The 12,824-nt window shown below is 64.6% G+C and carries 11 protein-coding genes and 2 tRNA genes; 11 read left to right on the top strand and 2 right to left on the bottom strand.

Going from position 1 to position 12,824, the window contains the following annotated elements:
* Positions 1 to 188: 188 nt before the first annotated feature.
* From BMI90_RS16000 to BMI90_RS15985, 4 genes are read left to right on the top strand one after another with little or no spacing between them, the layout of a single operon-like run.
* Positions 189 to 1,829 (top strand): L,D-transpeptidase family protein, encoded by a 1,641-nt coding sequence (locus BMI90_RS16000; RefSeq protein ID WP_078530505.1) that lies wholly within the window; start codon positions 189 to 191, stop codon positions 1,827 to 1,829.
* A 50-nt stretch (positions 1,830 to 1,879) separates the two neighbouring features.
* A complete protein-coding gene (locus tag BMI90_RS15995; protein ID WP_078530504.1) occupies positions 1,880 to 2,980 on the top strand; it encodes a UDP-3-O-(3-hydroxymyristoyl)glucosamine N-acyltransferase in 1,101 nt (366 codons plus the stop codon).
* Positions 2,981 to 2,988: 8 nt separating this feature from the next.
* A complete protein-coding gene (locus BMI90_RS15990) occupies positions 2,989 to 3,270 on the top strand; it encodes an acyl carrier protein (protein ID WP_078530503.1) in 282 nt (93 codons plus the stop codon).
* Positions 3,270 to 4,475 carry a beta-ketoacyl-[acyl-carrier-protein] synthase family protein gene (locus tag BMI90_RS15985; RefSeq protein WP_078530502.1) on the top strand — a complete coding sequence of 402 codons (1,206 nt, stop codon included), beginning with the start codon at positions 3,270 to 3,272 and terminating at the stop codon, positions 4,473 to 4,475. The genes BMI90_RS15990 and BMI90_RS15985 overlap by 1 nt, the downstream gene beginning before the upstream one ends.
* A gap of 68 nt (positions 4,476 to 4,543) precedes the next feature.
* Here the strand turns inward: BMI90_RS15985 and BMI90_RS15980 are convergent, their stop codons facing one another.
* Positions 4,544 to 5,269 carry an invasion associated locus B family protein gene (locus tag BMI90_RS15980; protein ID WP_078530501.1) on the bottom strand — a complete coding sequence of 242 codons (726 nt, stop codon included), beginning with the start codon at positions 5,267 to 5,269 and terminating at the stop codon, positions 4,544 to 4,546.
* A gap of 497 nt (positions 5,270 to 5,766) precedes the next feature.
* Here BMI90_RS15980 and BMI90_RS15975 point away from each other — a divergent pair, with 497 nt between their 5' ends.
* A complete protein-coding gene (locus tag BMI90_RS15975; protein WP_078530582.1) occupies positions 5,767 to 7,347 on the top strand; it encodes a helicase HerA-like domain-containing protein in 1,581 nt (526 codons plus the stop codon).
* Here BMI90_RS15975 and BMI90_RS15970 read toward each other — a convergent pair.
* Complete coding sequence (locus BMI90_RS15970) at positions 7,334 to 7,642, bottom strand: DUF6477 family protein (RefSeq protein ID WP_078530500.1); 309 nt, start codon at positions 7,640 to 7,642, stop codon at positions 7,334 to 7,336. The genes BMI90_RS15975 and BMI90_RS15970 overlap by 14 nt on opposite strands.
* A 218-nt stretch (positions 7,643 to 7,860) precedes the next feature.
* Between BMI90_RS15970 and BMI90_RS15965 the strand changes: the two genes are divergently transcribed.
* The 6 genes from BMI90_RS15965 (at position 7,861) to BMI90_RS15940 (ending at position 12,824) form a co-directional block, all read left to right on the top strand.
* A complete protein-coding gene (locus BMI90_RS15965; RefSeq protein WP_078530581.1) occupies positions 7,861 to 8,988 on the top strand; it encodes a DUF6456 domain-containing protein in 1,128 nt (375 codons plus the stop codon).
* 238 nt (positions 8,989 to 9,226) lie between these two features.
* Positions 9,227 to 10,120 carry a hydrogen peroxide-inducible genes activator gene (locus BMI90_RS15960; protein WP_078530499.1) on the top strand — a complete coding sequence of 298 codons (894 nt, stop codon included), beginning with the start codon at positions 9,227 to 9,229 and terminating at the stop codon, positions 10,118 to 10,120.
* 66 nt (positions 10,121 to 10,186) lie between these two features.
* Positions 10,187 to 11,137: a lipoyl synthase gene (gene lipA / locus BMI90_RS15955; protein WP_078530498.1), complete on the top strand. Its 951-nt coding sequence runs from the start codon at positions 10,187 to 10,189 to the stop codon at positions 11,135 to 11,137.
* Positions 11,138 to 11,273: 136 nt separating this feature from the next.
* A tRNA-Val gene (locus BMI90_RS15950) sits at positions 11,274 to 11,349 on the top strand.
* A gap of 143 nt (positions 11,350 to 11,492) precedes the next feature.
* The gene (locus tag BMI90_RS15945) at positions 11,493 to 12,434 is read left to right on the top strand and encodes a pirin family protein (protein ID WP_078530497.1); all 942 of its coding nucleotides are present in this window, start codon (positions 11,493 to 11,495) and stop codon (positions 12,432 to 12,434) included.
* Between the two features lie 313 nt (positions 12,435 to 12,747).
* A tRNA-Asp gene (locus BMI90_RS15940) sits at positions 12,748 to 12,824 on the top strand.

The raw sequence follows: 12,824 nt of genomic DNA, 5'->3' as shown, positions 1-12,824 counted from the left end.
ATCGGCAAGAATCTGCTCGTTCCATTGGCGTTTGCCTCTCTCGCAGGCTGTTGCGGCGTTGCATCTCTCGGCTGATCTTTTGATCGGGGGCCGGGGCGGAGGCTGGCGGTGCCAAAGCTTGTCTGGACAGCAGCGGTGAAGTCTGGAAATTCTGGAGGAGATTTCAGGTTTTGTGCGGGTAGGGGTTTATGACGGTATTTCTCCGATCGATGGGTCTGGCGGTTTCGCTCACGGGGCTGGCGATGACGGCCGGGGCGCAGGGCACGGCTCAGATCGCCGCGCAGGGGGCGATGTCGCCGCTGACCGGGGTCGAGCTGTCGGGGTTTACACAGGCCGTCGCCGAAGCCGCATCACAAACGCCTGCGCTGGCCGCGTTTTACGCCGCGCGCGATTATCGCCCGATCTGGACGTCTGAAGCGGACGCGGAACGGCGCGCGGCCTTCCTGCGCGCGCTCGACGTGTCGGACCTGCAGGGCCTGCCCAAGGCTCATTACGCTCCCGAAGCGCTGCGCGCCGATTTCGCCTCCGTTCAATCCGAACGCCAGCGAGGCCTGCTCGAGGTGAAACTGAGCAAGGTTTTTCTCGATTACGCCCATGACGTGTCGCATGGCGTGCTCGAGCCACATAAGGTGATCGCGGATATCAAGCGCGAGCCGCATCGCAGCGATCCGCAGGCGCGCATCGCGGGGTTCGCAGCCTCCGGCAATCCCGCGCTCTTCCTGCGCGAGCTGGCACCGCAGATGCCGCAATATGCCCAGTTGATCAAGGCGCGGCTCGATCTCGAAGCAGAGATCGCGGCGGGCGGCTGGGGCCCGGCGGTTCCCGGCAAGAAACTTGAGCCCGGCGATACCGGCGAGGCGGTCATCGCGCTGCGCGACCGGCTTCAGGCGATGGGTTATCTCGGGCGCTCGGCCTCGGCGAGCTATGACGGCGAAATCCAGAAAGCCGTGCAGGCCTTTCAAGCGGATCAGGGGCTGAGCCCTGACGGAATCGCGGGTGCGGGCACGCTGACGGAAATCAATCGCTCGCCGGAAGAGCGGATGAAATCGATCCTCGTCGCTCTCGAACGCCTGCGCTGGATGAATGGCACCGATTTTTCGGGGCGCTATATCTGGGTGAACATCACCGATTTCTCGGTCCGGGTGATCGACGATGGAAAGACGACCTTCCGCTCGGTGACGGTGGTGGGGCAGAACAGTTCCGACCGGCGCACCCCCGAATTCTCCGACGAGATGGAGATGATGGTCATCAACCCGACCTGGAATGTTCCGCGCTCGATCGTGACGAAGGAATACCTGCCCCAGATGAAGCGCAATCCGAACGCGGCGGGCCAGTTGCAGCTGATCGACTCGCGCGGGCGCGTGGTGCCGCGCGGCGCCGTGAATTTCTCGGCCTATAATGCGAAGAACTTTCCCTTCGCGATGAAACAGCCGCCCTCGAGCCGCAATGCGCTGGGGCTGGTGAAATTCCTGTTTCCGAATCCCTGGAATATCTACCTGCACGACACGCCCACGAAGTCGCTCTTCCAGAAAGAGACCCGTGCCTTCAGCCATGGCTGTATCCGGGTGGGGGATCCCTTCGATCTGGCCTATGTGCTGCTTGGCGCGCAAAGCAACGATCCGCAGGCCGAATTCAAGCGCATCCTGGACACGGGTCGCGAGACCACGGTGCCTTTGAAAAAGCATGTTCCGGTGCACCTGGTCTATTACACCGCCTGGCCGACGGCCTCGGGCCATGTCGAATACCGGCGCGATGTCTATGGGCGCGATGCGACCCTGTTCCAGGCACTTGAGCAGGCCGGGGTGGAATTGGCGGCGCAGGACAGCTAAATCTCTGGCGAACGGGGCGCAATGCCCCGCAAGCCACGAGAGGATCGGCCATGTCCCAGACCATCGAGCAAATCGCGAAGGCGCTTGAGGCGACGGCCGAGGGCGATCTGTCGATCGCGGTCACCGGGGCGTCCGAGCCTGCAAGCGCCACCCCGGATCAGCTCGCGCTGGCGATGAGCGAGAAATATGCCGAAGGGCTGCGCAGCGGTCAGGCACGGGCGGCGCTGCTTTGGGAGGGCGCTGACTGGCGCAGCTACGGGCTGGAGGCGGCGATTTTCGTCACACGGCCGCGGCTCGCGATGGCGGGGCTGTCGAAAGCCTTTGACCCCGGTCCCGTAGTCGCCCCCGGCATCCATCCGAGCTGCGTGATCGATCCTTCCGTCGAGATTGGTGAAGGCGCGGCGATCGGGCCGTTCACGGTGATCGGCAGGGGCGTGACCATCGGGCCGAATGCCCGCATCGTGGGGCAGGTCACGATTGCCGAAGAGGCGCGGATCGGAGCGGATGCGCTGATCTATCCCGGCGCGCGGATCGGGGCGCGGGTGGTGATCGGCGATCGCTTCATCTGCCAGCCCGGCGCGGTGATCGGTTCGGACGGGTTTTCCTTCGTGACGCCCGAGCCCTCGGGGGTTGAAGAAATTCGCACAACCCTCGAACAACGCACGGAAATCACCGAGCAGAAATGGACCCGTATCCATTCGCTCGGAACCGTCGAGATCGGGGACGATGTCGAGATCGGCGCCAATGCCTGTATCGACCGTGGCACGGTGCGCGCGACCGCGATCGGCTCGGGCAGCAAGCTCGATAACATGGTCCATATCGGCCATAATGTGCAGGTGGGCGAGGATTGCCTGCTCTGCGGTCAGGTCGGCATCGCGGGCTCGACGAAGATCGGCGACCGGGTGGTGCTGGCGGGGCAATGCGGCGTGTCCGACAATATCATCGTCGGCGATGACGTGATCGCGGCAGGCGGCACCAATATCTACACCAACGTCCCCAAGGGGCGCACGATCTGGGGCAGCCCGGCGGTGAAGATGGAAACGCAGCTAGAGATCAACAAATCGCTGCGGCGTCTGCCAAGATTGTTTGGACAAATCGCCGAGCTTCGGGAAACTGTTACGAAGCTCACGCAGAAAGGCGGCACGGAGTAACGCCACAGATGAGGCCAGACGTGCAGGACCAGGTTTTCTCGATCATCGCTCGCGAAGCCCTTCGCGATCCCAGTGAACTGAGCGCCGAGATGACGCTCGAAGAGCTCGGCCTCGACAGCCTCGGGCTCGTCGAGGTGATCTTCGCCATCGAAGAGACGTTCGACGTCTCGGTGCCCTTCAACGCCAATGAGCCCGCCGCGACCCAATTCGACATGTCCTCGGTCGGTGCGATCGTGACGGCGGTCGAGCGTCTGATCACGGGTGACAGCCCCTCCAGCGCCGTCGCCTGATGCGACGGGTAGTGATCTCGGGGGCAGGCACGATCAATGCGCTTGCCGAAGGGGTCGCGCAGACGCAGGCCGCGATGGAAGCGGGGCGCTGCGCGATTGGGGATCTCGAGTTTCGCGACGTCGAACGGCTGAGCATCCGCATCGGTGCGCAGATCAAGGGCTTTGACGCGAGCGCGCGCTTTACCGCGCAGGAACTCGCGCTTTACGACCCGTTCACTCAATATGCGCTGATCGCGGGTACCGAGGCGATGGCGCAGGCGGGGCTGGAGCGCGCGCCTGACCCAAACCGCTGGGGCTGTATCATCGGCTCGGCAGGTGGCGGGCACACGACCGCGAACAACGCCTATCGCGCGGTCTTTGCCGAAGGGAAGAACCGGGTCCACCCGCTGACCGTGCCGAAGCTGATGGGCAATGCGGCGCCGTCGCATCTCGCGATCCGCTTCGGGCTTCAGGGGCCGAGTTTCACCGTATCCACGGCCTGCGCGAGCTCCAACCACGCGATCGGGCTGGCCTTTCAGATGGTGCGCTCGGGCATGGTCGAGGGGATGCTCGCGGGCGGCTCCGAGGCGATGCTGAATTTCGGTGGGCTCAAGGCCTGGGAAGGGCTGCGCGTGATGTCGCCCGATGGCTGCCGCCCGTTCAGCGCGTCGCGCAACGGGATGGTGCAGGGCGAGGGAGCGGGCGTCTTCGTGATCGAGACGTTCGAAAACGCGCAGGCTCGTGGGGCGGAACCGCTCGCGGAGATTGCAGGTTTCGCGATGACCTCGGATGCGAGCGATGTGGTGATGCCCTCGCTCGATGGCGCTGCGGCGGCGATCTCGGGGGCGTTGGCCGATGCCGGGATGGCGCCCGAGGAAGTCGGTTATATCAATGCGCATGGGACGGGGACGGCGGCGAATGACAGGATCGAGACGGCAGCGATCCGTCAGGTCTTTGGTCCGTCAGCCGAGAATGTGCCGATCAGCGCGACCAAGGCGATGCACGGTCATTGCATCGGTGGGACCGGCGCTGTGGAGCTGTTCGCCTGCCTGATGGCGCTGCGGGAGGGCGTGATTGCGCCCACGATCGGCTATGACGCGCCCGATCCCGCGTGCGATCTCGATTATGTGCCGAATGTCGCGCGGCGCGCGGATGTCGGGGCTGCGCTCTCGAATGCGTTCGCCTTCGGTGGCCTCAACGCGGTGCTCGCGCTGCGCCGGATCTGAAAGCGCCGCGCTGGGTGCAGCGCGGCGTTCAATTTTATCAATGCCTTGTCAGGCAAAGCTCACCCGGATCACTTGACGGCGCCGCTTTCCTCGTTGGCCTTCACGACCGCGTCGAACCCGGCGGTGAAGCCCGAGAGCGAAATCGTCGCGCTGACCTTTTCGGTCGGGGCGGCCAGCGGCACGATGGTGATCGTCGCCTTGTTGCCCTTCTTGAAGGCGTCGAGATCTTCCTGGGTCAGGCCGATACGGGCAAAGCAGCCCATCGGCTGACAGAAGGTGAACGGGTAGACCTGCGGCTTGGCGCCATCGACCGAGAGCAGCAGGTTCTGGGTCAGCAGCGTGTCGAGCGGGACCATGATCGTCGCACCCGCGACCGCCTTGCCGCCCTTGGGCAGACCGAAGAGCGAGATATCCGCGACATTGCCGCCCTGGTTGTTCTTGATCACCTGGTAAATCTGGCAGGGATCCTTGCCGTCCGGCGCTTTGATGCACTGAAGCTCCCAATCGCCATAGGTGCCCTTGGTGTAGCTTTGCGGCTGGGCCGGGGCGGCCGGTTGCGGAGCGGTTGCGCCGTCGACGGTCGCGTCGGGGGCGGGCTGACCGTTCGCAGCCGCATCCGGGGCGGGCGCTTCGGTCGTGGCATCGGGCGCCGGGGCCGTCGCACCATCGACCGCCGTCTCGCCGCTCGCGGCCGGGGCGGCCGTGTCGGGCGTTGCGGTCGTGTCCTGCGCCCAGGCACCCTGAGCGAGGCCGAGGGCAAGCGCGAATGCGAGCGGTTTCGTCAGTTGAGACATGGTAACTCTTCTCCTGAAACTCTTCGGCCAGAGGCTTAACATGGGCGCACGCGACTGTCAGGCGCGAAATCTGCCGCAGCGTTCACGGATCGGCGGTAAGATGCCACAGTTTCGTGAGGCTGCCACTCAGAGCCGCTTCTGCCTGCGGAACATGGTGCGCGCCCGGGGCTGCATCGCACAGGCGAAATCCCCGGAAATATGAAAGGGGCCCCAAGCGGAACCCCTTCCTTGTTTCCCCCTGTCGGACTGGCCGACTTCATCATTGCAGGCACGCTAGATCGGAATTTTTCACAGGTCAACAGGCAAAATTGAACACTCGTGACGGTCCCCCAAGCCCTTGCCGCGGCTCGAAAAAGACCGCGCCGAATTGGCGCGGCCAGTCTGACAGGGAGGAAGTGCCCCACGCCGGAAACGAAGCGCGTCGCGGGACAGGAACAGACTGGCGCAAAAGGGTTAAATGAGTATTGTCGGGACAAATGAATTTCACGGGGGATGGCATGACGGGTGTCTTGACCGAAGAGGGTGTTTTCGTCGGCGGCGGCGGTGAGGGCTATGGCAGTCCGCAGGAGTTGCTGCTGAAATATGGCAACCGTCACGGGTTGATCGCGGGCGCAACCGGCACCGGCAAGACGGTGACGCTGCAAATCCTCGCGGAAGGCTTCTCGAGTGCGGGTGTGCCGGTCTTCATGGCCGATGTGAAGGGCGATCTCTCGGGCGTGGCGGCCAGCGGGTCGGAGACCGCCAAGCTGCACAAACCCTTCATGGAGCGCTCCGCCACGATCGGGTTCGACCTGGACTATCGCTCTTATCCGACCGTGTTCTGGGACATGTTCGGCGAGCAGGGCCACCCCGTGCGCACGACCGTCTCCGAGATGGGGCCGCTGTTGTTGTCGCGCCTGCTTGGGCTGACCGATGCACAAGAAGGCGTGCTGAATATCGCTTTCCACATTGCCGACGAAGAGGGGCTGGCGCTTCTCGATCTTGACGATCTGCGCGCGATGCTGCGCCATGTGGGCGAGCGCGCCGACGAGATCTCGCTGCAATATGGCAATGTCGACATCCGCTCGATCGGGGCGATCCAGCGCGAATTGCTGGTACTCGAGAACCAGGGCGGGGAGAAATTCTTCGGTGAACCGGCGCTGGAACTGTCGGACCTGATCCGCACCGGTTCCAATGGCATGGGCCAGATCAACATCCTCGCGGCCGACAAGCTCATGGCGAGCCCGCGTCTCTACGCGACTTTCCTGCTCTGGCTCCTGTCGGAACTGTTCGAGGAACTGCCCGAGGTCGGCAATCCCGACAAGCCCAAGCTCGTCTTCTTCTTCGACGAGGCGCATCTTCTGTTCGACGACGCGCCCAAGGCGCTGGTGGACAAGGTCGAGCAGGTCGCGCGCCTGATCCGCTCGAAGGGGGTGGGGATCTATTTCATCACCCAGAACCCGACCGACGTGCCCGATGGCATTCTCAGCCAGCTCGGTAACCGGGTGCAGCACGCCTTGCGGGCCTTCACCGCGCGCGACCAGAAATCGCTGCGTCTGGCGGCCGAGAATTACCGCGCCAATCCGCGTTTCGACACAGAGATCGCGATCAAGGAAGTGGGCACCGGCGAGGCGGTGACTTCGTTCCTTCAGGCGAAGGGCGTGCCGGGGATGGTCGAGCGTACGCTCGTGCGCCCGCCGCAATCGAGACTAGGGCCGCTTACGCCGTCCGAACGCGAGCAGGTGATCGCGGCCTCACCGCTGGGTACGAAATACGACACGCCCGTGAACCGGGAGTCGGCGCAGGAGATCCTAGCCAAACGGGCGGAACTTGCCGCCAGGGAGGCCGCCGAGGCGGAGCTGCGCGAGAAGGCGGCGAAGACCGCGTCCGGGCGCTCCGAGCTTGATGCGGGCTTCGATGAGTTCAACAACGCGCGTCGCTACGAGCCCACGACGAAGACCAAAAAGAAGACCACGCGCTCGAGCCGGTCGGATTCGATCGTCGAGACCTTCGGCAAGAGCCTCGCACGCCAGCTCGGCACGAAGACCGGGCAGGCGCTGGTGCGCGGCGTTCTGGGCTCGCTCTTCAAATCGCGCTGAGAACGGGCCGGGGCAGCAGCCGCGCCTCGGCCATCACCGCAATCAGGATCTCGACATGACGCGCGACGCTATAGGTGGCTTCGCCGTCGCGTCGCGCGTGATCGAGAATTTCCTCCTCGGCGAGCAGGAGCGGCAGTGCGGCGCCCGGGCGCGGAAGATCCGCGCAACGCAGCACGCGCTTGAGGTCTCGCTTTCGGCTGTAACCCTCCAACCCGAACCGGGCCGCGCGCACCAGTAGGCGCGGGCGCTTGATATGCGACAGGTCGATGGTCGGGGCGGGCAGGGAATGCAGCATGACGAAAACCTCCGTTGAATTGAAGGCCTCGATCATTATTCAACCAAGGCGGGTGTTGCGCGCGGTCCCGAAGATGCGCGCGCCCGCCAAAGGTTTGTTTAGGAAGTTTAAGGAAATCTTGCTGGCGTCCCGTTTATTAACGAACGGGTAACCAAACCAACTCACGGTTGTATTCGGACAGACTCGCCGTCGCTGTGCGGCGCCATCTGGGGGACAAAATGACTTCGATCGCACCGGTCACGGCGGGGTTGCCCGCCTGGCTGCCTGACCATACCCGACTCTACCTGCACCATGTGGAGCAGGGCATCCCGATCCGGGCATTGGCGAGGGCGGAAGGGTGCGCGGCCTCGACGATCCTGCGCCGCGTGCGCCGGATCGAGGCGCGGCGGGACGATCCGCTGATCGATGAGGCGCTCGAGTATCTCGGCCGCGCGGCCGGGCAGGTCGTCGCCAATGCGCCCCTCGCACCGGATGCGCCCGTGCCCCAAGAGGACACGCCAGCCATGACCGCACCTTTCCGCACCGCCGAAATTCCTGCAGACGATCACCTGCTCGAGGCCGAGGCGCGCCGCATCCTGCGCCGACTGGCCGAGCCGGCGGCATTTCTGATCGTCGCCTCCGAAATGGAAAAAGCGGTGGTGCTGCGCGGCACGGTGCGCACCGCCGTGCTCGAACGCGCCGTCGCGCAGGCTTTCGCGCTCAAGGACTGGATCGAGGTCGCCCATTCCGGCCGCGTCACGAGCTATCGGATCACGCAGGCCGGGCGTGCGGCGCTCAAGCGTATCCTCGAGGAAGATCTCGCAGCCCGTGGCGCGCATGAGCCCCAACCTTTCGCCGCCCAGCATGGCGAATTCGTGGAGCGGGATCTTGAGGACAGCGAGGGGCGCCAGCGTCGTATCCGCGCCAATCTTGCCGAAAGCCCGCTGGCGGTGCTCGCACGGCGGCGCGACAAGGACGGGGCTCCGTTTCTCTGCGCCGATCTCGTCGCGGCGGGAGAGCGGCTGCGCGAGGATTTCGAGTTGGCGCAGATGGGTCCGCGCGTGGCGCAGAACTGGGAGCGCTTCATGACCGGCGGCGGCGGGCGCGGCCAGTATCGCCCTGATCTGACGCAGGGTGGCGGCTCGGAAAGCGCGCGCGAGCGTGTGGCGTTGGCGCTGCGTGATCTCGGTCCCGGACTGGGTGATATGGCGCTGCGCTGCTGCTGTTTTCTCGAAGGGTTGGAGACGGCCGAGAAACGGCTCGGCTGGTCGGCGCGGTCTGGCAAGATCGTTCTGCGCATCGCGCTTCAGAGGCTCAAGCGCCACTATGACGACACCTATGGCGGGGCGAGCCCGATGATCGGCTGAACGGGTAGGGCGGGACGCTCTGGGCGCGCCCGGGGGAAAATGGAAGGCGCGAGGGAATCCCCTCGCGCCTTTTTTCCGTTCGCGCGTTTCCTGGGAGTGAACGGATCTTTCGTCCCGGCGGCGGACGTCGGGGTGTGTCATCCCGTCGCGCTCTGCGCCGCGGTGTTTGAGTGGAAAATGCCGTTTCCGCGCCATAAAAGGAAATTGTAAAACTCTATGATCGGAATAACCTGCCGTTATGAATGTCACCTTGCGCCAACTGTCCTATCTGCGCGCGCTCGGTCATGCGCGCTCCTTCTCGCGTGCGGCGGAGATGGTTCACGTCTCGCAGCCCGCGCTTTCGGTTCAGATCCGCGAGCTCGAGGATCAGATCGGCCAGCCACTGGTCGAGCGCCGTCCGCGCGATGTGCGCCTGACACGGGCGGGGCGGCGGGTGCTCGAGACCGCCGAGCGGGTCGCGGCCGAGCTGCGTTCTTTGCAGGCCGAGGCGCGGCGCGGGCTCGGTCAGGTCAATCTTGGCGTCATTCCGACCATCGCGCCCTATCTTCTGCCCGCGGCCCTTCCGGGTCTGCGCGCGCAAGGCGTTTTACGACTGCGCGAGGCCACGACCGAGGAACTGATAGAGGAGGTCGGTCAGGGCACGCTCGATGCCGCGATCATCGCAACGCCCGCGCCCGAGTTTTTCGAAGCTCCGCTCTTCGAGGATCGTTTCCTGCTTGCAGGCACGCCCGATCAGCTTGCGATGAACCGCGGACTTGCGCCGCAGGCGATCAATCCCGATCAGTTGCTTTTGCTCGACGAAGGGCATTGCCTGGCCGATCAGGCGCTTGCGCTGTGTGGGCTCACGCGGGCGGCGCAGAGGATCGATCTTGGGGCCTCCTCGCTGACAACGCTCTGCGCACTGGCGGGGCAGGCGATGGGGCTGACGCTGGTGCCCGAGATCGCCGCGATGCAGGAGAGCCGCGCGTTTCCGACGCTCGCACTTCTGCGCTTTGCCGATGAGCCGGCGCGTCAGGTACGGCTCGTGCGCGCGCGCGAGGCTTCCGACCCCGAGGCATGGTTCGACCCGCTCGTCCGGGTTCTCAAGACGGCGGGCGAGGGGCTGATCACACAGGCGCGCAAACGGTTCTGAGCGAAAATTTGCATCCCGTGCGCAATCGGCCTATGTGACGGACAACCGCATTCCGAAAGGTCAATCATGCGCGATCTCAAGATCCCCGGTGAACGCCACCCCGAGAAGGCGCATCGCGCCGATAATGCTCAGCCCAAGAAACCGAGCTGGATCCGCGTCAAGGCGCCGGTCTCGGAGGGCTACAAGCAGACCCGTGAGATCCTCAAGACGAACAAGCTGGTGACAGTCTGCGAAGAGGCGGGCTGTCCCAATGTGGGCGAATGCTGGAGCCACGGTCACGCGACCATGATGATCATGGGCGAGATCTGTACCCGCGGCTGTTCCTTCTGCAACGTGGCGACGGGCCGTCCCGATGCGCTCGACGTGTTCGAACCCGGCCGCGTCGCCCATGCGGTCGAGACGCTGGGGCTGAACCATGTGGTGATCACCTCGGTGGACCGCGACGATCTCGAGGATGGCGGGGCGGAGCATTTCGCGCAGACCATCCGCGCCGTGCGCCACCGCTCGCCCGAAACCACGATCGAGATCCTCACCCCGGACTTCCTGAAATGCGCGCCCGAAGCGCTGGAGAAGGTCGTCGAGGCGCGTCCCGATGTGTTCAACCACAATCTCGAAACCGTGCCCGGCCTTTATCCGAGCGTGCGCCCCGGTGCGCGCTACTTCCACTCGCTGCGCCTTTTGCAGCGCGTGAAAGAACTCGATTCTGCGATGTTCACCAAATCCGGCATCATGGTGGGCCTGGGCGAAACCGGCGAGCAGGTGCGCCAGGTAATGGACGACATGCGCTCGGCCGATATCGATTTCCTGACCATCGGCCAATATCTGCAGCCCACGCCGAAGCACCACGCGGTTGAACGTTTCGTGACGCCCGAAGAGTTCAAGGATTACGAGAAGGCCGCCTATGGCAAAGGTTTCCTGATGGTTTCCGCGACGCCGCTGACGCGGTCGAGCTATCACGCAGGCGACGATTTTGCCCGTCTGCGCGAGAACCGCCTGAAGAAACTGGGCCGCATCTGACCCGAACCAACGAGATTTCCGACAGACCCGGCCCCGCGGCCGGGTTTTTCGTTTCGCTGATGCGGGTGGATGAGGACGAGACATGTACGCAATGCCTCTTGATCGGGCGGCGTGCCCCGGCTAGAGGAGGGTCCGGGGGCGGTTAGCTCAGTTGGTAGAGCGTCTCGTTTACACCGAGAATGTCGGGGGTTCGAGTCCCTCACCGCCCACCACCTCCCTGAAATGTCTTTGTTATCAGGTTCTTGCGTCACGCATCCGTAGCTCTGTGAGTTTTCGCAGGGACTCTGCGCGCGGGTTGGGGCTGTGATCGCCGCCGCCCCGCGCTATCTCCTCATCTCAACGGAAGGAGAGCCCCATGAGCTGGAACCCCGCCCTCGACCCAGAGATCCCGATCGGCGACGCGGTCGACGCGATCGAAACCGTCATCGCCCCGCGGGCCCGCGACCTTGGCGGGTTCGAGGTGCGCCGTGCCTTGCCTTCGGCGAAACGCCAGATGGTCGGTCCGTTCATCTTTTTCGACCAGATCGGCCCGGTGGAGTTTCTTTCTGGCCAACGCGGCATCGACATCCGGCCCCATCCGCATATCGGCCTCGCGACCGTCACCTATCTTCTGCAAGGGCGGCTGCATCACCGCGATTCTCTCGGCACGGATCAGTGGATCACACCCGGTGCGGTGAACTGGATGAATGCGGGCTATGGAATTACCCATTCCGAGCGCACCGACGGTGCCGTGCGCGAGAGTGGCCAGCTGCTCTCGGGCATCCAGACCTGGGTGGCGCTGCCCGAGGAGTTGGAAGAGGGCGCGGCTGGCTTCGAGCATGTCGGGGCCGAGGCACTGCCCGACCTTGAAGCCGAGGGGAAATCGGTACGACTCGTTCTGGGCGACGCCTGGGGTGCGCGCGCGCCGCTCGATCTGCCCTCCGAGATGTTTTACGCCGATGCCCGGCTCGAACCCGGTGCGCAACTGCCGCTTCCCGACAACCACGAGGATCGCGGCGTCTATGTATTGCAAGGCGCGGTTTCCGTTGCGGGCGAAACCTATGAGGCGGGGCAGATGCTGGTGTTTCGCCCCGGAGACCGGATTTCGCTCAAGGCAGGTGAGCAGGGCGCGCGCCTGATGGTGCTGGGAGGCGCCACGATGGGCGGCCCGCGCTATATCTGGTGGAATTTCGTCGCTTCCTCGCGCGACCGGATCGAGGCCGCGAAAGAGGCCTGGCGTGCGGGCGATTGGGCACATGGGCGCTTCCGCCTGCCGCCCGCCGATGATTCCGAGTTCATTCCCGCACCGGAGCGCTGAACCCGAGCGGGCAGGGGCGCTGCCTCGTCGCCGGAGGGCGACGAATGTTGTCTGGGCAGGGGGCGCCGTCCCCGCCCTGTGGTCTCGTCCGAGATATTTGATGCGGTTCGAATAAGCGAAACCTTCGCCTCCAACTGCTCCAAATATCCCCGCCGGAGGCATGCACCCTTTCCGCCCGAGCATCGGCGATTTCCTTGCCGCTACGGCGGGTGAAAAAACGTCGAACTTTTTCGTCTCGTGCCGCTTGACGGGGGCAGGTGGCCCGCGTAATACGCTCCCCACGCTCGGATGGCGATCCGGGAAGATGATGCGAGCGGTTGTAGCTCAGTTGGTTAGAGTACCGGCCTGTCACGCCGGGGGTCGCGGGTTCGAGCCCCGTCAACCGCGCCA

Source organism: Thioclava sp. L04-15, from assembly GCF_002020275.1.
GTDB lineage: Bacteria > Pseudomonadota > Alphaproteobacteria > Rhodobacterales > Rhodobacteraceae > Thioclava > Thioclava marina.
The sequence above is the reverse complement of the archived record's forward strand: the minus strand, read 5'-3'. Positions and strand labels throughout refer to the sequence as shown.

What these genes read in the sequence shown, in the direction of transcription:
- BMI90_RS16000 (WP_078530505.1), top strand. Translation starts at nt 189, where the DNA reads ATGACGGTATTTCTCCGATCGATGGGTCTGGCGGTTTCGCTCACGGGG.
- BMI90_RS15960 (WP_078530499.1), top strand. Translation starts at nt 9,227, where the DNA reads ATGAATGTCACCTTGCGCCAACTGTCCTATCTGCGCGCGCTCGGTCAT.
- BMI90_RS15965 (WP_078530581.1), top strand. Translation starts at nt 7,861, where the DNA reads ATGACTTCGATCGCACCGGTCACGGCGGGGTTGCCCGCCTGGCTGCCT.
- BMI90_RS15945 (WP_078530497.1), top strand. Translation starts at nt 11,493, where the DNA reads ATGAGCTGGAACCCCGCCCTCGACCCAGAGATCCCGATCGGCGACGCG.
- lipA (WP_078530498.1), top strand. Translation starts at nt 10,187, where the DNA reads ATGCGCGATCTCAAGATCCCCGGTGAACGCCACCCCGAGAAGGCGCAT.
- BMI90_RS15980 (WP_078530501.1), bottom strand. Translation starts at nt 5,269, where the DNA reads ATGTCTCAACTGACGAAACCGCTCGCATTCGCGCTTGCCCTCGGCCTC.
- BMI90_RS15990 (WP_078530503.1), top strand. Translation starts at nt 2,989, where the DNA reads ATGAGGCCAGACGTGCAGGACCAGGTTTTCTCGATCATCGCTCGCGAA.
- BMI90_RS15985 (WP_078530502.1), top strand. Translation starts at nt 3,270, where the DNA reads ATGCGACGGGTAGTGATCTCGGGGGCAGGCACGATCAATGCGCTTGCC.
- BMI90_RS15995 (WP_078530504.1), top strand. Translation starts at nt 1,880, where the DNA reads ATGTCCCAGACCATCGAGCAAATCGCGAAGGCGCTTGAGGCGACGGCC.
- BMI90_RS15975 (WP_078530582.1), top strand. Translation starts at nt 5,767, where the DNA reads ATGACGGGTGTCTTGACCGAAGAGGGTGTTTTCGTCGGCGGCGGCGGT.
- BMI90_RS15970 (WP_078530500.1), bottom strand. Translation starts at nt 7,642, where the DNA reads ATGCTGCATTCCCTGCCCGCCCCGACCATCGACCTGTCGCATATCAAG.